Origin of the sequence: Pedobacter cryophilus (assembly GCF_005116455.1) — a bacterium.
Taxonomy (GTDB): Bacteria; Bacteroidota; Bacteroidia; order Sphingobacteriales; family Sphingobacteriaceae; genus Pseudopedobacter; species Pseudopedobacter cryophilum.
Map to the genome: position 1 here is coordinate 490,522 of NZ_SWBP01000002.1, position 20,090 is coordinate 510,611.

At 33.6% G+C, this 20,090-nt stretch carries 19 protein-coding genes; 7 read left to right on the forward strand and 12 right to left on the reverse strand.

The window, feature by feature from the left end:
* Positions 1-84 precede the first annotated feature (84 nt).
* A complete protein-coding gene (locus tag FA046_RS07380; protein ID WP_136825743.1) occupies positions 85-1,305 on the forward strand; it encodes a porin in 1,221 nt (406 codons plus the stop codon).
* A 197-nt stretch (positions 1,306-1,502) separates the two neighbouring features.
* Here the strand turns inward: FA046_RS07380 and FA046_RS07385 are convergent, their stop codons facing one another.
* The 5 genes from FA046_RS07385 to pruA form a co-directional block, all read right to left on the reverse strand.
* The gene (locus FA046_RS07385) at positions 1,503-3,704 is read right to left on the reverse strand and encodes a B12-binding domain-containing radical SAM protein (RefSeq protein WP_136825744.1); all 2,202 of its coding nucleotides are present in this window, start codon (positions 3,702-3,704) and stop codon (positions 1,503-1,505) included.
* A 48-nt stretch (positions 3,705-3,752) separates the two neighbouring features.
* Entirely contained in the window at positions 3,753-4,937 is a 1,185-nt protein-coding gene (locus FA046_RS07390; RefSeq protein WP_136825745.1) for a cation:proton antiporter domain-containing protein, read from the reverse strand.
* A 289-nt stretch (positions 4,938-5,226) separates the two neighbouring features.
* On the reverse strand, positions 5,227-5,700 hold the full coding sequence (locus FA046_RS07395; protein WP_136825746.1) for a hypothetical protein: 474 nt from the start codon (positions 5,698-5,700) through the stop codon (positions 5,227-5,229).
* Positions 5,701-5,705: 5 nt separating this feature from the next.
* Positions 5,706-6,134: a hypothetical protein gene (locus FA046_RS07400; RefSeq protein ID WP_136825747.1), complete on the reverse strand. Its 429-nt coding sequence runs from the start codon at positions 6,132-6,134 to the stop codon at positions 5,706-5,708.
* 486 nt (positions 6,135-6,620) lie between these two features.
* Positions 6,621-8,255: an L-glutamate gamma-semialdehyde dehydrogenase gene (pruA, locus tag FA046_RS07405; RefSeq protein WP_136825748.1), complete on the reverse strand. Its 1,635-nt coding sequence runs from the start codon at positions 8,253-8,255 to the stop codon at positions 6,621-6,623.
* A gap of 203 nt (positions 8,256-8,458) precedes the next feature.
* Between pruA and FA046_RS07410 the strand changes: the two genes are divergently transcribed.
* Positions 8,459-9,241 (forward strand): S1/P1 nuclease, encoded by a 783-nt coding sequence (locus FA046_RS07410; protein WP_136825749.1) that lies wholly within the window; start codon positions 8,459-8,461, stop codon positions 9,239-9,241.
* A 51-nt stretch (positions 9,242-9,292) separates the two neighbouring features.
* Here the strand turns inward: FA046_RS07410 and FA046_RS07415 are convergent, their stop codons facing one another.
* Positions 9,293-10,024, reverse strand: coding sequence for a class I SAM-dependent methyltransferase (locus tag FA046_RS07415; protein WP_136825750.1), 732 nt, complete (start codon positions 10,022-10,024; stop codon positions 9,293-9,295).
* A gap of 127 nt (positions 10,025-10,151) precedes the next feature.
* Here FA046_RS07415 and lpxK point away from each other — a divergent pair, with 127 nt between their 5' ends.
* The 3 genes from lpxK to FA046_RS07430 are packed head-to-tail and all read left to right on the forward strand — an operon-like array spanning position 10,152 to position 14,024.
* On the forward strand, positions 10,152-11,216 hold the full coding sequence (lpxK, locus tag FA046_RS07420; RefSeq protein WP_136825751.1) for a tetraacyldisaccharide 4'-kinase: 1,065 nt from the start codon (positions 10,152-10,154) through the stop codon (positions 11,214-11,216).
* A complete protein-coding gene (locus FA046_RS07425) occupies positions 11,188-12,003 on the forward strand; it encodes a purine-nucleoside phosphorylase (RefSeq protein ID WP_136825752.1) in 816 nt (271 codons plus the stop codon). Before lpxK ends, FA046_RS07425 begins: the two co-directional genes overlap by 29 nt.
* A gap of 2 nt (positions 12,004-12,005) precedes the next feature.
* A complete protein-coding gene (locus FA046_RS07430; RefSeq protein WP_225870895.1) occupies positions 12,006-14,024 on the forward strand; it encodes a putative porin in 2,019 nt (672 codons plus the stop codon).
* A gap of 98 nt (positions 14,025-14,122) precedes the next feature.
* Here FA046_RS07430 and FA046_RS07435 read toward each other — a convergent pair whose 3' ends face one another.
* The 6 genes from FA046_RS07435 to FA046_RS07460 all read right to left on the reverse strand — a co-directional run bounded on the left by FA046_RS07435 (position 14,123) and on the right by FA046_RS07460 (position 18,053).
* Positions 14,123-14,545, reverse strand: coding sequence for a hypothetical protein (locus FA046_RS07435; RefSeq protein WP_136825753.1), 423 nt, complete (start codon positions 14,543-14,545; stop codon positions 14,123-14,125).
* A 101-nt stretch (positions 14,546-14,646) separates the two neighbouring features.
* The gene (locus FA046_RS07440) at positions 14,647-15,060 is read right to left on the reverse strand and encodes a VOC family protein (protein WP_136825754.1); all 414 of its coding nucleotides are present in this window, start codon (positions 15,058-15,060) and stop codon (positions 14,647-14,649) included.
* 4 nt (positions 15,061-15,064) lie between these two features.
* Entirely contained in the window at positions 15,065-15,994 is a 930-nt protein-coding gene (locus tag FA046_RS07445) for a 2-hydroxyacid dehydrogenase (protein ID WP_136825755.1), read from the reverse strand.
* 18 nt (positions 15,995-16,012) lie between these two features.
* Positions 16,013-16,564 carry a GNAT family N-acetyltransferase gene (locus tag FA046_RS07450; protein WP_136825756.1) on the reverse strand — a complete coding sequence of 184 codons (552 nt, stop codon included), beginning with the start codon at positions 16,562-16,564 and terminating at the stop codon, positions 16,013-16,015.
* Between the two features lie 52 nt (positions 16,565-16,616).
* Positions 16,617-17,579: a class I SAM-dependent methyltransferase gene (locus FA046_RS07455; protein WP_136825757.1), complete on the reverse strand. Its 963-nt coding sequence runs from the start codon at positions 17,577-17,579 to the stop codon at positions 16,617-16,619.
* A 42-nt stretch (positions 17,580-17,621) separates the two neighbouring features.
* A complete protein-coding gene (locus FA046_RS07460; RefSeq protein WP_136825758.1) occupies positions 17,622-18,053 on the reverse strand; it encodes a cupin domain-containing protein in 432 nt (143 codons plus the stop codon).
* A gap of 379 nt (positions 18,054-18,432) precedes the next feature.
* Between FA046_RS07460 and FA046_RS07465 the strand changes: the two genes are divergently transcribed.
* Together FA046_RS07465 and FA046_RS07470 are read left to right on the forward strand one after the other, a co-directional pair.
* Positions 18,433-19,503: a complex I subunit 1/NuoH family protein gene (locus tag FA046_RS07465; protein WP_136825759.1), complete on the forward strand. Its 1,071-nt coding sequence runs from the start codon at positions 18,433-18,435 to the stop codon at positions 19,501-19,503.
* Position 19,504: 1 nt separating this feature from the next.
* On the forward strand, positions 19,505-20,089 hold the full coding sequence (locus tag FA046_RS07470) for a NuoI/complex I 23 kDa subunit family protein (RefSeq protein WP_136825760.1): 585 nt from the start codon (positions 19,505-19,507) through the stop codon (positions 20,087-20,089).
* Position 20,090 lies beyond the last annotated feature (1 nt).

Genomic DNA, 20,090 nt, shown 5'->3' on the forward strand with positions numbered 1-20,090 from the left:
ATTAGAATGTAAATTATACTTTTGCAGCGCAAATAATATGTGTTTTCAATAAGCATATTTATTGATGTTGTAAAAATAAAAAAAATGAATTTTTTTTCTAAAACAATAATTACACTCCTTGTAGTTTTGATGAGCTTTTTTTCGGTAAAAGGCCAAATAACTCTTCAAAAGGCTGATTCAACCACTAAAAAAAGTAATTGGTATGATAATCTTTCTTTGAGAGGATACGCTCAGTTTAGATATAATAGATTGTTAGAAACCAATGATAAGCTAAAATGTGAGCAATGTGATAGATCTTGGGGCGAGAATGGTGGTTTATTTTTAAGAAGGGTACGTTTAGTGTTTTTTGGGCAAATAAGTAAACGAGTTTATTTTTATATACAGCCAGATTTTGCAAGTTCGGCAAGCACTACAAGCTTAAATTTTGGGCAATTAAGGGATGCTTATTTTGATATTGGTTTTGATGATGATAATGAATTTAGGATAAGATTAGGGCAAAGTAAAATCCCTTATGGTTTTGAAAATATGCAATCTAGTCAGAACAGATTGACTTTAGATAGGAACGACGCTTTGAATAGTGCCGTTGCAAATGAACGTGATTTAGGCGCTTTCTTTTATTGGGAGCCAAAAGCAACCAGAGCTCTTTTTTCTGAGTTAGTTAAGATTGGATTAAAAGGAAGCGGAGATTATGGCGTTTTTGCTTTTGGTGTATTTAACGGGCAAACCGCCAATAAACCCGAATTAAATAATAAACTACATATTGTAAGTAGATTATCTTATCCTTTTCAAATTAAAAATCAAATTATTGAGCCCGGTATCCAAGCCTATACGGGTAAATTTGTGGTGGCTAAAGATCAACTTTCTCCGGGTGTTAAAACAGTGTCTGATTTAAATTATACCGACCAAAGAGTTGCCGCATCTTTAATAGTTTATCCAAAACCATTTGGTGTTGAGGCAGAGTATAATATTGGCAGAGGCCCCGAATTTAATAAGCTCACAGATTCTATTGAAGTACAAAAATTATCAGGTGGTTATGTTTTATTAAATTATATGATTAAACATAAAAGTCAGTTTTATTATCCTTTTGTGAAATACCAGTATTATGATGGCGGTAAAAAACATGAGAGAGATGCCAGAAGTTATACCGTTAAAGAATTAGAAATTGGCTTAGAATGGCAACCTGTTAAAAGCTTTGAGTTAGTAGCTATGTACACCATTTCTAATAGAAGATTTGAAGATTTTTCTTTGAAAAATAACCGCCAAGCTGGGCAATTATTAAGATTGCAAGCACAAGTTAATTTTTAAAGCGAGTAAAATATTTTTATTTACGGGGTATTGATTTTTAGAATTGAGACCCGATTTTTTTAGCAGTGCTTAAAGTACCTAAGCCGGATAGTAGTGCAAAGCCCGCAACCCGATTTTTTATCGGGTGAGGACTTGTAACGTATAGCCGGGGCTAGCGTAACCTATGGAAACGGAACATTGCCTTTCAAAAAATTGATTTATAAAACCAATAAGCCGTAATCTCTTAAGGTATTGATGGGTTTGGCATACCAAAACAGCTCAAAATCATCAAATTGTTGTTCAAAGTTGGTTTTTAGTTGCTCAAAGGTGAGGAGGTTTTCTTGCTGGGCGCTTAATTTTTCTAATGTTTGAGCTAACCACAGTCCTTTATCTTGATCTAAGTTGATCTCAAAACTTTCTTTTTTATCATGAAAAGTCATTTTTAGCAAGTCCCAAGTTTGCCCTCTTTTAGATTTGGTATAAGAAGCTGTGGTGGGTTTACCGCCTAACCAAACCACTTTAGCGGTTGGTTTGGTGTTAAAATGCTCATCTGTTGTTAAACAGTTTTGGATGAAATCTTTTTTAATGCTGGTGCGAGGAATTTTAAAATCGAACCAATCTTGTAAAGGAAAATCGAAGCAAATGCCATGCATAAAATTGAACAGTGATTTTTTTAATCCGAAGCTAAATTTATCATGATTGATGCCTGTTTTATCGGTAAACTCAATATCATTATGAGCAAAAGTAATGTCTTTTTTTTGGGGAATAATGCCAAAAGCTGCTGGATTTAAACCCACCGGACTATGTGCCGTTAAAGCAAACTGATGCCAAAAACCTGATTGTAAAATGCCAGATTCAAACATTTGACGCACCATTTCTAAGCTGTCAACCGTTTCTTGCACTGTTTGGGTGGGGTAGCCATACATTAAATAAGCATGTACCATAATACCAGAATTTGTGAAATTATTGGTTACCCTGGCCACTTGTTCTACAGTTACACCTTTTTCTATTAAGGCTAATAATCTGTCAGAAGCTACTTCTAAACCGCCAGAAACGGCAATGCAACCAGATGCTTTTAATAAAATGCAAAGGTCTTTGGTGAAGCTTTTTTCAAAGCGAATGTTTGTCCACCAAGTGATGGTTAATTTTCTTTTTATGATTTCTAAAGCGAAGCTGCGCATTAAAGCAGGAGGAGCAGCTTCATCTACAAAATGAAATCCTTTTTCGCCGGTTTGGGCAATCATTTCTTCAACTCTATCTGCCAGTAATTTGGCGGCAATAGGCTCGTAAACTTTAATATAATCTAAAGAAACATCGCAAAAAGTGCATTTTCCCCAATAACAACCATGTGCCATGGTAAGCTTATTCCATCGGCCATCGCTCCATAAACTATGCATGAGATTGGTAATTTCTATGACCGAAATATATTTATCTAAATATAAATCTGAATAATCTGGCGTACCTAATTCATTTTGTTTATAGTCTTTTCTTAACGAAAAATTGTTGTAAACTACCATTCCATTTTCTCTTAAAAAGGTTCTTTTAAAAAAGTTATGGTTTGGATTATTTGTTGACGGGTTTAAAATATTAGACACCAACAATTCTATAGGTAATTCACCATCGTCTAGAGTGATGTAATCAAAAAAGTCAAAAACACGAGGGTCAGAAATACTTCTTAATTCGGTGTTTGGAAAGCCACCACCCATAGCAATTTTTATAGTCGGAAAATGCTTTTTAATATATTGGGCACACCTAAAAGAGCTGTATAAATTTCCTGGAAATGGTACAGAAAAGCATACCAGTTTAGGCTGAATGGTTTGTAGTTTTTGATCTAATATTTTTAAGGTAATTTGGTCTATATAGGTGATTTCTTGCTGAAGAAAAGTGTATAACTCATTAAAATCATTGGCACTTCGGCCTAATCTTTCGGCATATCGGCTGAAGCCAAAATTTTCATCGGCGCAAGCTATAATATAGTCTGATAAATCTTCGAGGTATAAAGTGGCTAAATGTTTGGCTTTATCTTGAATGCCCATGTTACCAAAAGCCCAGTCCATGTCATCAAGCTGTGCAAATCTGGAGGCTTGTGGTAAAAAATTATCGGTACAAATTTGCCTGGCAAATGTTTGATTTTCTCCCTGTAAAAAGGAAATTACTTCATCTATGGTTTGCAGATAATGGTCTTTTAAAGCATAAATTCTTTGCGAATTTGCATCGTTTATTTTATTGTTTTGATAAGTAAAATCGAAAAGCTGATTTAAATTTTCTTTAGAAAAAAGGGCTAAAATTACTTCTATACCCAAATCCATTTGAAAAGCGCTGATGTTTTTGGTATTCAAAAATCCTTTTAAATAAGCCGTTGCCGGATAAGGCGTATTAAGCTGTGTAAAAGGAGGAGTGATAAGGAGTAAATCTTTCAAGATTTGACAAATTTATTGAAATTCTTTTATTCTTGGTTAAACATTTAATTATGGCAATGGTTTCTCTGCTTTTTTAGCACCTAGTAAACCTAAACTCATAATGATGCTGGTAGCTAAAATCATAAGGAAAAGCAAGCCAGTTTCTACACCACTAATTCTAAGTTCTTGTGGTAAATTATAGAATAAAAGTATGCTGATAAGCCCTCTGGGAGTGATAGAAACCAATGGAGATATAGACTCTTTAGCAATAAACTTTAAATATAGAAGTCTGATTAAATATATAGCAGTTAATATTAGTAGTGAATGTTGTATTAATGTTAAATCTTGTAATTGTTCTATAATGATGGTAAAACCAAATATTACAAAGAAGAATGTTCTAATAATAAAAGCGCTTTCGGCAGAAAGTTGATGGAGTTGCACCAAATCTTTAGAAAGGTTTGGGTAAATAAAATGCTTTCTGAAAAATGGGATCTTAATTTCTTCGGCATTATTTAAAAATAAGCCAAAGGCTAAAACAATAATTAATGCAGAAAGGTGAAAACTTTGACCAATAGCATACACCAAAACCAATATAGAAATGATCAAGAAAAACTTTACGTGATGATTGATTTTTCCGATAAGGTAAAGTAGTAAAAGGCAAGAAGCGGCTGCGAAAATAATAATTGATATGAGCTCCATCCCTAAATTGGCGAAAGCAGTTACATTATAACTTTCGTTACTTATTGCAAAATTAAATAGAATGATACCCACAATATCAGAAAAGGAGGATTCATATATCACAAATTCTTTATGTTTTTGAGTGATTCCACTTACTGATGGGATAGCAATAGCCGAACTGATGATACTAAATGGGATGGCATTTATAAAGCAAAGGTAGTAGGAAGATTGTGTAAGTTCATGCAAAATAACTGTAATGGCTGCTGTAGTAAACAATAAAATAAAAAAAGCAGCAAAGAAAGTTTTTTTAATGAGTTTGTTTTTTTTATTCTCATACTTTAATTCTAACGCTCCTTCAAATACAATCAAAATTAAACCAACCGTACCAAGGGTTGGCAAAATTTTTAAAAAATCGAAGGTTTCAAATCCAAAATAATTTACAACCTGCTTTAAGCCTATCCCCAATATTAGTAACAACAGTACTGATGGTATTTTGGTCCGCTTGGCTATCATATCAAATAGGTAAGAAAAAATTACCAGTCCGCTTAATAATATTAATATGTTGTAGGTAGTCATAAACTTAAATACTCTTTATCAGCTAAGGTAGCCGATTTTTATGATTTAGAAAGTTGGGTTGTTCTTCTTTAGGTATGATGTTACAATTGATTGATAGGTGAAAAATCAATAACTAATTTAAATTATGGTTTAAAAACATTAAGCGTATGAGCTGATATTGTATTGATTAAATAGCAGGATTTAGTAGGAAAAGGATTTTGATGGGATGATCAGATTTTGTATTCAATAAAATATTTTTTTCAAAAAAAATAGCCCAATTTGGGCTATTTAAAATCATTTGTAAGAAAGATTAGTTTTTAACTTTAATGGTGGTATCACCATCATCAGTTTTCATTTTCATATCTTCTCCATCCATTTTCATTTTAGAAGAATCTGTTTTGATTTTGATTTTATCGCCATCAATTTTAATTTTCATACCATCTAACTTATACTTACCATCTTTTTCTTTGATCAACATACTGTTAACTACATAACCGTTTTGATAAATTGTATCTAAAGTAATTGGATCGTAATAAAATTCTATGGTGGCTTTAGTAACGCTATCAATGGCAACTCCGGTGGTTGGGTCAGCAATGATATAAACGGTTTGTCCGTCGGCAAGGTTTACATATTTTCCTGATTTTACGATTGGTTTTTCAACCTCTATCATATCATCATCAGACATCATCATGGTGCTATCACCATCGTTGTTTTCTGCAGTTTTATTATTACAAGCTGTAAAAATTACTGCAATCATTGCTACACTAAGTATAATCTTTTTCATGTTGTTTAATTATTGTATTTAACTTTCTTTTCGTCGCCGTCAATCTTTATTTTCTTTTCATCAGTTTTGATTTTGGTTTCGTCACCATCAACCTTGATTTTTACATCTCCAGAGTTAATATCTACTTCAACATTATCATCAAACTTAGACTCATCTAAAATGTAAGTACCTTCGGAAGTTTTAATTATTGAATTATTCACTACTACTCCAGTTTCGCCATAAATGGTGTCTTTTGTGGTCAAATCCACATAGAATTTAACTGGTTTGTTTGCAATACTGTCCATGGCAAAGCCAGTTTCTGGGTCTTTAATGATAAATACTTTTTCGCCTGTTTCTAGATTTTCAAACTTAGCTTCGGGTTTACCGCAAGAAGCTAAAATCACAATTGGGCTAATTACTAATGCTGTTTTTAATAATGTTTTTAAATTTCTCATTTTAAGTTTTTTTTTGAGGTTTGTGTGATGTTTACAATAAGCAGACCAATTGCACTTTATAGTGATAAGGCATCTATAGCGGGATATCTTTGAATTTTAGGCCGTCTTAGAAAAGAAACACTTTTATTGTTCTAATTAAAAATTAGAGCAATTTAATTTTGGTTTGTAAAGCTGAGCAGTTCCTTTAGCGTAATTTAATTTGTTTATAAAAGATTATCTTTTTACTCTGTGTTCTCTGTCTCTCTGTGTTTAAAAAAAAAACCTTGTTAAGGCTCTGAAATACGACAGAATAAAATCTTTTATCTATGATGAAAAATTTTAACCACGGAGGACGCGGAGGCCACAGAGCTAAATGTTTATAATTTGTGAGATAAAATAATGAGTTCAAAATTATAAAACCTTTCAAATTTCTTTTTTGTTTAAAAAAGGATTAAACAAAAAAAGCAAGATTTTCATCTTGCTTCTAAATGCTTACTTAATTTAAAATTATTCTTGCTCTAAGAAAGGATATCTGTAATCAACTGGTGGTTCAAAGCTTTCTTTGATGGTTCTTGGTGATACCCAACGAAGTAAATTAATCATCGAGCCGGCTTTATCATTAGTGCCTGATCCTCTGGCGCCACCAAAAGGTTGTTGACCAACTACAGCTCCGGTACATTTATCATTAATATAAAAATTACCTGCGGCATTTCTTAAAGCTACTGATGCTTGTTCTATTGCATATCTATCTTGAGCAAAGATAGCTCCGGTTAAAGCGTAAATAGAAGTTTCATCAACTAGCTTAAGTGTTTTTTCAAAATCTTTATCATCATAAACATAAATGGTTAAAACTGGCCCAAAAAGTTCTTCGCACATGGTGGTATATTTGGGTTGGCTGGCTACAATAATGGTAGGCTCAATAAAATAACCTTTAGATTGATCATAATTACCACCGCAAATAATCTCTGCATCCGCATCATTTTTAGCCTGATCTAAATATTTAGCTAGTTTTTTAAAAGATTTTTCATCAATTACTGCATTTACAAAATTGGCAAAATCTTCTGTTGGTCCCATTTTAAAAGTAGCAATGTCTGCCAACATCATTTCTTTCATTTGTGGCCATAAAGATTTGGGAATATATGCCCTAGAAGCAGCAGAGCATTTTTGTCCTTGATATTCAAACGCACCACGAACAATACCCGTAGCTGCGGCTTTATAATCTGCGGAAGCATGAACCAGAATGAAATCTTTCCCGCCAGTTTCTCCTACAATTCTAGGATAGCTTTTGTACTTATGAATATTGGTTCCTATGGTTTTCCAAATGTGTTGAAAAACAGGAGTAGAGCCAGTAAAATGAATACCTGCAAAATCTGGATGATTAAAAACTACTTCACCAACTTCTGGTCCATCAGCATAAATTAAATTGATTACGCCATCAGGTACGCCAGCTTCTTTAAAAATTTTCATTAATACATTAGCGGCATATACTTGGGTATCTGCTGGTTTCCAAACCACAACATTGCCCATCATGGCGCAAGAAGTAGGTAGGTTTCCCGCAATAGCGGTAAAATTAAATGGTGTTAAAGCAAAAATAAAACCTTCTAATGGTCTTTGCTCCAATCTATTCCATACGCCACGAGGTGAAACAGGCGGCTGTTGCTTGTAAATTTCTTCCATATAACTCACGTTAAATCTCAGAAAATCTATCAATTCACAAGCGGCATCAATCTCGGCTTGAAAAGCATTTTTAGATTGGCCAAGCATGGTAGCTGCATTTAACTCGTAACGATATTTGCCAGCAACTAAATCGGCAGCTTTTAAAAATATGGCAGCTCTATGTTCCCAAGCTAAGTTTTCCCAATCTTTTTTGGCAGCTAATGCAGCTTCAATAGCTTTTTCTACATGGCTTTTATCGCCGTAATTAAAATAGCCTAAAATATGCTGATGATCATGAGGAGGGCGAATAGCAACTTTTTTGTTAGTTGTTACTTCTGCATTTCCAATATACATTGGAATATCTATTTGTTTACTTCGGGCTTCGGCCAGCGCATTTTTAAGTAAAGCTCTTTCTTTGGTTCCAGGGGCGTAGCTATAAATAGGTTCATTAGTAGGTACAGGGACGTTAAAAAATCCTTTAAGCATAGATATTTAATTTATGGTTTGTAGCAAATATAAGGTTTTATGTTTTAAACGATTTCTTTAAAAGAGTATCAATTTAGTGATGGAATTTTTTTAAACAATTTTTATAGAGAGGTGTAAATTTGAGGTAAACACAATGTTATATATCTGTTACAGGCTTTTCATTTGTTAACGAAAACCTATATTTGACCAATAAATTTTAAACTATGCAGATTAAAAAAATTATTCCTTTTGCTTTTGTTATTGTGGCTTTATCCTTAGTTTCTTGGGGTGTAGTTGCGCATAGATCAATTGGTAAAATTGCCGAAAACCATTTAACTCCTAGAGCAAAAATTGCAGTCACCAATTTATTAGGTGCAGAGACCATGCCTTTGGTAAGTACTTATGCAGATGATGTAAGATCTGCAAAGGAATTTTCTTACACAGCGCCATGGCATTATGTAAATTTAAAGCAAGGTTTAAATTACGAGCAATATGTGGAAGCTTTAAAGGCTGATACCGGTGCAAATGTTTATAATGCTTTGCTAAAAATGGAGAAGCAATTAAGAGATAAAAATAGTTCAAAAGCTGACCAAGTTTTTGCGTTGAAATTTATTATTCACTTAGTTGGAGATTTACACCAGCCTTTTCATGTTGGAAGAGGTGAGGATAAAGGCGGGAATGATATTAAAGTGAAATTTAGAGGTAGAGACACTAATATGCATTCACTTTGGGATAGTGGTTTAGTAGAATACAATGGCTTTAGTTTTACAGAAATGGCTACTGCGTTTGATAACGTTAGCGATGATAAAATTAAAAAATGGCAAAGTGATGAGGTAACCGTTTGGTTATTTGAATCATACCAAATTGCTACTAAATTATACGCTGAAGCTGAAGAAAGTTCTGATTTTGATTATACCTATTATCCAAATCATTCAGAAATTTATAAAGAAAGAATGCAGAAGGCTGGGATTAGATTAGCTGGCTTTTTGAATAAGATTTATCAGTAAAAAATAATTTTACTAGAGTAAAAAAACACAGGATTAATAGTTCTGTGTTTTTTATTTTATATGCTTTTCATAAGCCAAAAAGTGTTGTATTGGTAAAAAATCTTCTCGTTTATAAAGCTTAAACCCATTGGCTTCCATCTCTTTACTTACTTGTTTTACACTCATTTTATGTAATTCTTTAATGGCAATAGTTGGGTCTTCGGCTCGGTATTCTAACAGTAAAATTTTTCCATCAGGTTTTAAAGCTTTGGCTAAGGCCGATAACATTTCTTTCGGATAAGCCAACTCGTGGTAAACATCAACCATTATCGCTAAGTCTATAGAATTTGCAGGTAGATTTGGATTTTGCTCATTTCCTTTAACCACCTCAACATTTTTAATGTGTTTTTCTAATTGATTTCGCTTTAAAAGCTTAATAAACTCATCCTGAATTTCAACAGCATAAACTTTTCCTTCAGCAACTTTTTGCGCTATTCTAAAAGTATAATAACCGCTTCCTGCGCCAATATCAGCAACAATGCTTTTACTATTTATAGGAAGTTTACTTATTGCCAAACTGGTATTTTCTTCTTCATTTCTATTGTTACGTTCTAACCAATCAGCACCAGCTGCATCCATTGTAAAAGATATTTCTCTGCCCTTATAAATTTTTCCAATGCCATCTCTACTGGGTGTTTGATATTGATAAATGCTATCTTTTTTGGCAGTTGACTTGTTTTTTGTGGTTTGAGTACAAGCAACCTGAGAAATCAATAGCAAAACAAGAGTGAGTATTTTTATCATTTTTAAAATAATTTATCTTCAACGTAAAGAATAGAAAGCGAATGAAAATTGTTTTTATTACCTAATCTTTATTTGCCATTTGCTTTTAACTAAATTTGCTTCATAAAAAACAACAGCTATCAATTAAATGCATAAACTCCGTTACTTATTATTCCCCTTTTCTTTGCTGTACGGAGCGGTTATTTTTATTAGGAATAAATTTTACGATTGGGGCTTTTTTAAATCTACCTCTTTTCAAATCCCAATTATTTCTGTCGGTAATTTAGAAGTAGGGGGGTCTGGCAAAACGCCTATGGTAGAATATATTCTTCATTTACTTCAAAAAGATTATAAAACAGCGACTTTAAGCCGAGGTTATGGGCGTAAAACTAAAGGTTTTAGATGGGTTAAACCCGATGATGAAGCCTTAAATACAGGTGATGAACCTTTGCAAATCAAACAAAATTTTTTGGAAGTTGGGGTTGCAGTTTGTGAAAACAGGGTAGCCGGGATCAATGAAATTCAGAAGGAATATCAATTAATTTTAATGGATGATGCTTACCAACACAGGGCAGTAAAACCTGGGTTAAGTATTCTTTTGTTTGATTACCATCAGCTGCAAAAGCCAAAATTATTTTTACCTGCAGGGAATTATAGAGAGCCTTTTAGTGGGAGAAACCGAGCCGACATTTTAATAATCACCAAAACTCCAAATGGTATTTTATCTGCCGAAAGGCAAAATATAAAGGATTCTTTAAAGCCTTTTTTGCATCAAAAAGTATTTTTTTCTGGGATCAGTTATCATCCTCAATTACAAGCAGTTTTTAGTGATGCCACTTTAGAGGTAAGCAACATTAGCAAACAAACCGGAGTATTATTGTTAACCGGGATTGCTAAAACTCAGCCTTTAGTGTCGGCTTTAGCGCAATACAGCTCACTTATTTTTCATCATGCTTATCCAGATCATCATCAGTTTAGCCAAAAAAATATGCTTAAACTTGTAAGCGATTTTAAGCAGATGCCGCAGCGTGATAAAATTATCGTCACAACACAAAAAGATGCTGTACGTTTAAGGTCAGCCGAGTTTCAAAAAATACTGGCAGGTTTACCCATCTTCGAATGGAAAATTACCGTAAGTTTTGATGAAAATGAAAAAACAGAATTCGATCATTTAATTACAAAATATGCTCAATCACATCAGAGAATCAATTGATTACATTAAACATAGAATAGGAGATTTTAACCCCGAGATTGGAATTATTTTAGGAACCGGCTTAGGTGGCTTAGTAAATGAGATAAAAATAGAGCATCAATTGATGTATTCTAATATTCCCAATTTCCCAATTTCTACCTTAGAATTTCACTCGGGTAAATTAATTTTTGGTACGCTTTCTGGTAAAAAAGTAGTGGCTATGCAAGGCCGATTACACTTTTACGAAGGTTATAATATGAAGCAAATTACTTTTCCGGTAAGGGTTTTAAAAATGTTAGGCATCCAAACTTTATTTGTTTCTAACGCCAGCGGAGCTTTAAATCCCGATTTTAGAAAAGGAGATTTAATGGTGATTGAAGATCATATTAATTTACAACCTGATAATCCTTTAATTGGAACCAATTTTGAGGAATTTGGTCCGCGTTTTCCTGATATGAGCGCACCTTATCAAAAAGAACTGATAGATAAAGCGTTAAGCATCGCCAAAGAAAAAAATATTACTTGCCACAAAGGGGTATATGTATCGGTAACGGGGCCAAATTTAGAAACCAAAGCCGAGTATAAATTTCTAAGAATTATTGGTGCAGATGCTGTTGGAATGAGTACAGTACCTGAAGTTATTGTAGCAAACCATATGGGGTTACCTGTTTTTGCCATTTCGGTATTAACTGATGAAGGTTTCCCTGAGACTTTAAAGGCGGTTTCGGTTGAAGAAATAATTAAAATAGCGATGGAAGCCGAGCCAAAAATGACAGCCGTTTTAAAAGAGCTTATTTTACAACTATAACATTGAAAAAGCTTTCTCTATTTATTCTATTTATTTTCTTTTTTGGACTTTCTTACGCCCAAATTTTACCGGGTAGGCAATTTCCAGAAAGACCTACTTCTACAAATCCAAATACTAACGGTAATGTAGAAAACATAGATTCGCTTAGAGAGCAGTTAGATGCAAAAAGAGATTCCATTGTTTATACTGCTAAATTTATAAAATTTACCAAAGAAGAATTTTTAAGAGACAGCACTCGTATTTTTCCTTTAGATACTAATATTCAAAACTTTCATCGCAATAAAATTATTGATGACCCTGAAAATCCTACCATAAATTTAGGTTTAAACGGAATGTCTTACAGAGATTTATTGTTTAATCCGGCTAAAACCATAGGTTTTGATGCTGGCTATCATTATTATGATAGGTATTTGATAAAGCCTGAAGATGTGATGTATTATCAGGCTAAATCGCCTTATACAGAACTTTACTATGTTACGCCTGCTTTTGGTAGGTTAACAGAGCAAATGTTTAGAGTGGTACACTCGCAAAATGTAAAACCCAATTGGAATATTGGAGGTAGTTTTGCTAAAATGGGCTCTCGTTCTTTTTATGGTTCACCTGCTAAAAAAGCTGATGCCTTAGCTGTAAATCACCTTAATGCATCATTATGGAGCTGGTATAATTCAAAAAACAAAAGATATACGATGCTGCTTAACGGCACTTTTAACAATTTAAAAGGATATGAAAATGGTTCTATTTACAACGATTCTGTTTTTACACAACCCACTAACATAGATCCCGAGTTTGAAGATGCCAGATTAAATACCGCCAAACATAACTGGAGAAATAATAGCTTTTATATCAAACAATTTTACAACATAGGCAAGCAAAAAAGCATAGATAGCAACGCCGTAGTTTTACCCACACAAAGAGTGAGTTATAAATTGTTGTACAACACTCAAAAGTTTTATTTTACCAATGATGGGTATGATAATAGTGAATTATTAAAAAACTACTATATCTATCAAGATTCATCAAAAACGTCTGATTCTACTCAAATTACACACCTGCAAAACGAGTTTTCTTACAGCTTTTATTTACGTGGCAAAAGCCTTTCTTTTTTAAGAAATGAGCTTAAAGTAAACGTAGGAATACAGCATGATTACTATAAATATCAGCAATATACATACGATACTAATTTTCAAAACATCACCCTAAACGGTAATGCCGATTATGGTTTTAGTGATAAAGCCAGCTTAAATTTAAAGGTTCAGCAAATTATTCAAGGTAGAAATTTTGGAGATTTTTTGTACGAAGCGCAATCAGAAATTAAACTAGGCAATAAAGTGGGGAGTGTGGTATTAGATGCGTATTCGCAAAACCAAAGTCCGGCTTTGGTTTATGAACGCCAGTTGAGTAACCATTACCAATGGAATGCCAGTTTTCAAAAAACTAAGACTCAGCATTTAGGTTTTTCTTATTTAAACCCCAAATACTTTTTTAAGGCTAAGGCCGAGTATTTTTTAATTTCTAATCATCTTTATTTTGACCAAGGTGCAAATGGAGATGCCATTCCAGCTCAGTTTGCCAGCAATATTAATCTCTTAAAACTGAGCGTGAGAAAGGATTTTAAATTTGGGAAGTTTAATTTTGAGAACTATTTAGTTTACCAAAAAACAGATTTTGAGAGCGTATTAAGAACGCCTGAAGTTTATACTTTTCATAGTTTATATTTCAAAAACACCTTTTTTAAAGTTTTAAAAACAGAAATGGGTGTAGATTTAAAATACTTTAGCAAATATACCGCACCATCTTATGCGCCAGCCATTGGTCAGTTTTACAATGCCGGCAACTTACGTTTTGATACTTACCCCATTGTAGATGTTTGGATAAGAACCAATTGGAAAAGAGCTAACCTGTTTTTAAAGTATGATTATGCCAACCAAGGTTTGTTTTCTACCGGTTATTATACTGTAAATAAGTACCCAATGCCTTATGCTTTAGCAAAATTTGGAGTAAGCTGGCGTTTTTACGATTAGGTTTTTTGGGCGTTCGAGCAGGCTTTACGTTCATACGCCTTCAAGGCCTTAAGCTTTTGGCCGGTATCCACTTCAATCCTTAACGCAGTAAAAAGCCATTACAAAACTTTAGTGTGATTAATCTTTTTTGTGCCTAGCTGTTTATGCTCAAGTAAATATCCAATAGTAATACTCATTACTAAAATAACGGTATCTCTTATTCCAATTTCTACAAAATAATTAGTAAACGTAGTTTTCATCATAGGAATCAGAAATATAGTATCCATTATAATATTAATAGCAAACCAAGAAAAGCCTGTGATAAATCCATTTAAAATATAATGATTACCTAATATTTTGAAATGGCGATAAAGCAAATAACAGCCATCAACACTGCTAAAAACAAGCATTATAGATTTAAATAAATTATAGGAGATTAGCAATTCGCCATTTCTATCGTAAAAAAAGAAAGAAAACCCAAAAGGAATGAGCCAGCTTAAAAATCCGAGAAAAATATTTCTGATGATAATAAGCAAAATCATGATATAGGTTTTTAATAAATATCTGTACTTATTAAATTTTCATCAATGATGGCTATCATTTAAGACTAAACTTTTAGTCAGTAATTTGATCAGTAAATGCTTTATAAAAACACCTCTTCAGGTTTTTTAAAGCATTTAAATTCTAAGGGATTATTGCTGAAATCTAAAATAAATAGAATTTTTTGTTCGCCTGTTTGACCTTCATATCTGGTTTGAGGTTCAATAATGAAATGAACTTGGTTTGCTTTTAATTTTAAACTCAGTTTTTCAAATTCTTCGATTGATAAAATGCAGCCAAAATGAGGAATAGGAACTTTTACGCCATCTACCAAGCCGCAATAATCAAGTTGGGGAATATGGTTAGAAACATGAGCCGAAATTTGATGACCAAAAAAATCAAAATCAACCCAATGATCAGTTTCTCGGCCTAATGCACAACCTAAAATTTCATGATAAAAACGTTTAGTACTGGCTATGTCTTTTACTTTAAATGCGTAGTGAAAGCTGTTTTTCATTTAATCAATATCCTTTAGTTAATGATACAGTGTGTTTTAAAGGTAAACCGTTTAAAAGATTTTTATAATTTTTTACCACCAATAAAACTGCCGATTCTATATTGGTAATGCTGGCAATATGTGGGGTAATTTGAATTTTTGGATGCGCCCAAAAAGGATGATCGCTTGGTAAAGGTTCGGTTCTAAAAACGTCTAAGAAAGCGCCAGAAAGATGTTCGGTATTAAGGAGCTCCATTAAATCTTGTTCTACTAAATGCTCTCCTCTGCCCACATTAATTAAAAAACCGCCTTTATTAAGTTTCATCAAAAGGCTTTTATTAATGATATTTTCTGTTTGTATGGTTGCCGGAAGTAGGTTAATCAACACATCAGTATTTTTTAAGCAGCTATCCATTTCTGCTGCTCCGGCATAGCAATCTACACCTGTAATATCCTTTTTAGACCCCGACCAGCCTTTTACTGTAAAGCCAATTATCGCCAATTTTTTTGCTACATCAGCACCAATTTCTCCTATACCTAAAATAGAAATATGAGTGTTAGCAATGTTTTTATAAGTTTTAGGTTGCCATAATTTATGCTCCTTTTGCTGGCTGTATAAAGGGATATTTTTAAGCTGAACTAAAATTGTGGTCAATAAAAACTCAAACATATCATGTGACAGGTTTTCATCTACAATTCTACAAACCGTTTGATTTTCTTTAATTTCTTGTTTTTTAGTGATATGATCTATGGCAGCACCAACAGATTGAATCACTTTTACATTTGGAAAATTAGCTAAAACATCAGCATCTGGTTTCCAGCATAAAACAAATTCTACAGATTCTTTATCCTTGATATTTGGATAAATCTCTACTAAGGTTTCGGGAAGGTGAGCTTGCAAAGCAGTTGCCCAATGTTTTGGATCTTTATGGTTAAAAATTATAGCGATGCTCATCTGTTTTGGTTTAAATAATTAAGATTTAGCATCCCATTCTTTTTTTAATAAAGCATATTGAAATTCACTTCCCCATTTTCCTTTAAAAAATATATTCTCAATAAAGTGCCCTTCCTGTCTAAAACCAACACTTTTTAATAAATTAATGGAAGCAATGTTTTCTGCATCAACAATTTCAACTACTCTGTGTATGTTTTTTATGTCGAATAGAAATGTCATAATTCCTAAAAGCACTTCTTTTGCAAAGCCATTTTTTTGCTGAAGGTGTGAAATAGTAATTCCTATTTCTGCAATTCTAACATCATCATCTTGAAGTTTAATGGCACAGTCTCCAATAATTTTTCCAGTTTGTTTGTGCTCAATTCCATATTGAACCCATTCGCCAGCGGCACCAAACTTTTTATCTAACTGAGATTGAATAAAATCTTCAGCTTGCTCTAAATTCATCACATCAAATCCTTGGTATTTTGTGACTTCTGGATTTGAGCGATAAACATGAAAGTCACTTAAATCTATTAATTTAAGGTTGCGTATTTGTAGCCTAGAAGTATTGATGTTTAAGATTTCCATCTTTTTAATTGTACCGATTTAAAATTTACAGCCATGCAATAATAGCTAAATTTTAAATGCTAAAGGTTTTAGATGAGCCCTCTTTTTTAGCCATATTAGATATAAAATGACAATGGCTAATGGCAGTTTCTTCTAAGGGTTTATTTTTAAATTTATCTGCAAGTGAAATTTGAGTTAGTTCTCCTAAGTTGCCCTCCCTAAAAGATTCTTCCGAAATGGGGATTTTTAAATCGGAATAAATTTGTTTGTAATCATAAATTCTTAACCTGTTTTGAGGCTGAATGGAGTTGTCAATCCATTTCCATTCTAGGTCAGAAAACTGCAAAAAGTTATAAATATTTATAGATGAATCTAAATGTGCAAAATGATCTGAAAGGTCAATAAAATGCGACATTACTCCATTCTGTTTTTTTACCACTCTATTAAACTCGGCCATTATCGGAATCAAAATATCGGGATATATATGTTCAAATGTGTTGTTAGAATTAATTAAATCAACAGAATTACCGGCTAGTGAAAGTTTCCTTGCATCTTCAATAAGGTAAATGATGTTTAATTTTTGAAGGATTTCCTCCAAAGAAAGGGTGTCATATTTTAGAAGAATATCTTGGGTGATCTCCAGTTTGCTTGGTATAAAATCGAAGTGATTTTTTAGTTGTCCTAAATCATAACAAGTAACTAACTTCTCTAAAGTAGTTTTTATTCTCTTTTTGGAGGTTAAGAATGAAATATCTACTGAATATATTTGGTCCGTACCAACTAAAAAGAAACTGATAGGGACAATGGGATACCAACCAGTTCCTATTTCTAGGCAAGTCGCCGGAATTGGTTTGTTACCATATTTCTGAAAAGCTTTTAGATGATCTCTTGCATGTGCAAGTCTGTCATAAAAATATTCATCAGATAGGTTTACACCTTTGGTAACATACTTCTGAAAAATGTAATTGATTTGTTGGCTTAGCGGTAAAAAGGAAATAATTTTTTGAACAATTGCCTTTTGTTTCCACTTTTGCATGATATAATTTTCTATTGATAAACCTGTGTTTAGAATGATTTACTAACGCTTTTCGTAATTAATAATAATGGTTAAATCTTTATTGCCAATTACCTTTAAACCATGCGAACTTCCTGGTCGGGTTAAAACTGCATCACCAGCTTTTACTTTAAAAGAGCTGCCATTCATTTGCATTTCGCCTTCCCCATCAACAACATAATAAATTTCATCTTCCTTTTGTAAATGATACCCAATTGCCGAACCCGGTTTTAGCACTCTTTTTTTGAAAACCAGTTTAAGATCCTTTGCTTTAGCAAAAAAATGAGAACCTGTAGTGATGCCTCCACCATTATGAGTGCCCGGTTCTTGCACCGCAATATCCTTCTCGTTTTCTAATAAATAAGCTTCCACTAATTGCTTTGCTATTAAAGGAGCAGTTTGATAAAGAACCACAATGCTTAATAAAATGCTGAGGATGATTTTATATTTTTTCATGACTGAGGCTTTGGTTGGTTTGAACATACGGAGATTCAAAGATATTAATTTTTCTGTCCTTAGAGTTCCGCAGGGCTCTAAGGATTTAATAATGGAAAAGAGTCTCCAGACTCGGCTAAAGTAAATCTAACTAAAAATTCACCAACCCAAAGTTAAATAAACGGGGGTGAAGCGGCACCCCGGATTGCCTTTTTTTCAAAGGCAAACGGAGTATAGCGTAAAACCCGACTGGCGGAAATAAACAGCAATAGCTTACCTTTTCTTAACATAAAAATAATAATGTCTATTAATTTAGTAGTTATTTGTAATTCATCAGCTTAAAAGCGTAATTCTTTACTCAAAATCCTTAAGTTTGCATCTCAAAAACAAGGCTTAGAGATTGAATTTTTACCTCTTATATTTTTTGGTTGCGGCTTCTATTTTTAGCTTTATCGCTGTGTTTTCGCTGCTGAGCGTATATGCCGAGCGTAAAATTTCAGCTTTCATACAAGATCGTTTGGGCCCCATGGAAGTGGGAAAATACGGTTTATTGCAAACTTTTGCAGACATTTTAAAGCTTATTCAAAAAGAATTTATTGTCCCCACCGTTGCTGATAAGGTTTTGTTTACGCTGGCCCCGGTTATTATTTTTATAGCTGTTTTTTTAGGTTTTGTGGCTTTACCTTGGGCGCCAAATTTGGTTCCTGCCAGTATGAATATTGGTGTTTTTTATGTTTTCGCCATTATTTCTGTAGAGGCATTGGGCATTTTGATGGCGGGTTGGGGCTCTAATAACAAATACAGTTTATTTGGGGCGGTTCGTTCGGTAGCGCAAATGGTTTCTTATGAAATTCCAGCGGGTTTTGCCATTATTTCTGCGGTGATGATTGCCCAAAGCTTAGATTTACAAGTCATCAATTATAATCAGGGAATTTTAGCCACTCAAGAAATTAAGTTTTTGGGCTTTTTAGAGGTGAACCAAATTGGAGGTATTTTGGCCTGGAATGTTTTTCAATCTCCGCACCTAATTATTGCTTACATTATTTACTTTATTGCTTCTTTGGCCGAATGTAATAGAGCTCCTTTTGATATTCCAGAGGCAGAATCTGAGTTGATTGGGGGCTTCCATACTGAATACACCGGACTGCGTTTTGCGTTCATATTTTTAGCCGAATATGCCATGATGTTTTTGGTAGCCATGTTTGGGGTTACTTTGTTTTTAGGAGGTTGGAACACGCCTTTCCCAAATATTGGGAGTTTAAAATTAGCCGATTATACCACTGGAATTTACTGGGGTATTTTTTGGGTGATGGGCAAAAGTTTATTGATAGTAGCCATTCAAATGTGGATTCGCTGGACTTTACCTCGAATGAGGGTGGATCAGTTAATGTCGCTTTGCTGGAAAGTGTTAACGCCCCTAGCTTTTGCCTGTTTGGTAGCCTCGGGATTATGGAGATTATTGCTTTTTTAAAATGATAAAAACTGCTTTAAATGGATTTTTAACGGCATGGAAAGGTTTATCCTTAACCATGGGGCATTTTGTGGGCGCTAGAAAATCTAAAAAAGTAAAGGGAATTAAAGAAGCCGATTATTTTGAACAGCAAAATGGGATTGCTACGGTTCAATATCCGCATCAGAAATTACCGGTGCCAGAGGTGGGGCGTTATCAGTTAAATGTAGAAATTGATGATTGCATTGTGTGTGATTTATGCGCCAAAATTTGTCCGGTAAATTGCATTGAAATTGAGGCTATAAAATCTACCGAAGCGATTGGTAAAACCTCTGATGGATCTGTAAAACGTTTGTATGCGCCTAAGTTTGATATAGACATGGCCAAATGTATGTATTGCGGTTTATGCACTACGGTTTGCCCAACCGAATGTATTGTGATGACGCCTGAATACGATAAAAGTGTGACTCATATTTCTGATTTGAATTACAAATTTGCCACCATGACAGAGCAAGAAGCCCAACAAAAGAGAGCAGAATTAGAAAAGCAGCAGACCGAAAGACAAGCTGCAAAGTTAGCGGCTATGAATAAAGCAGAAGATCAATAAA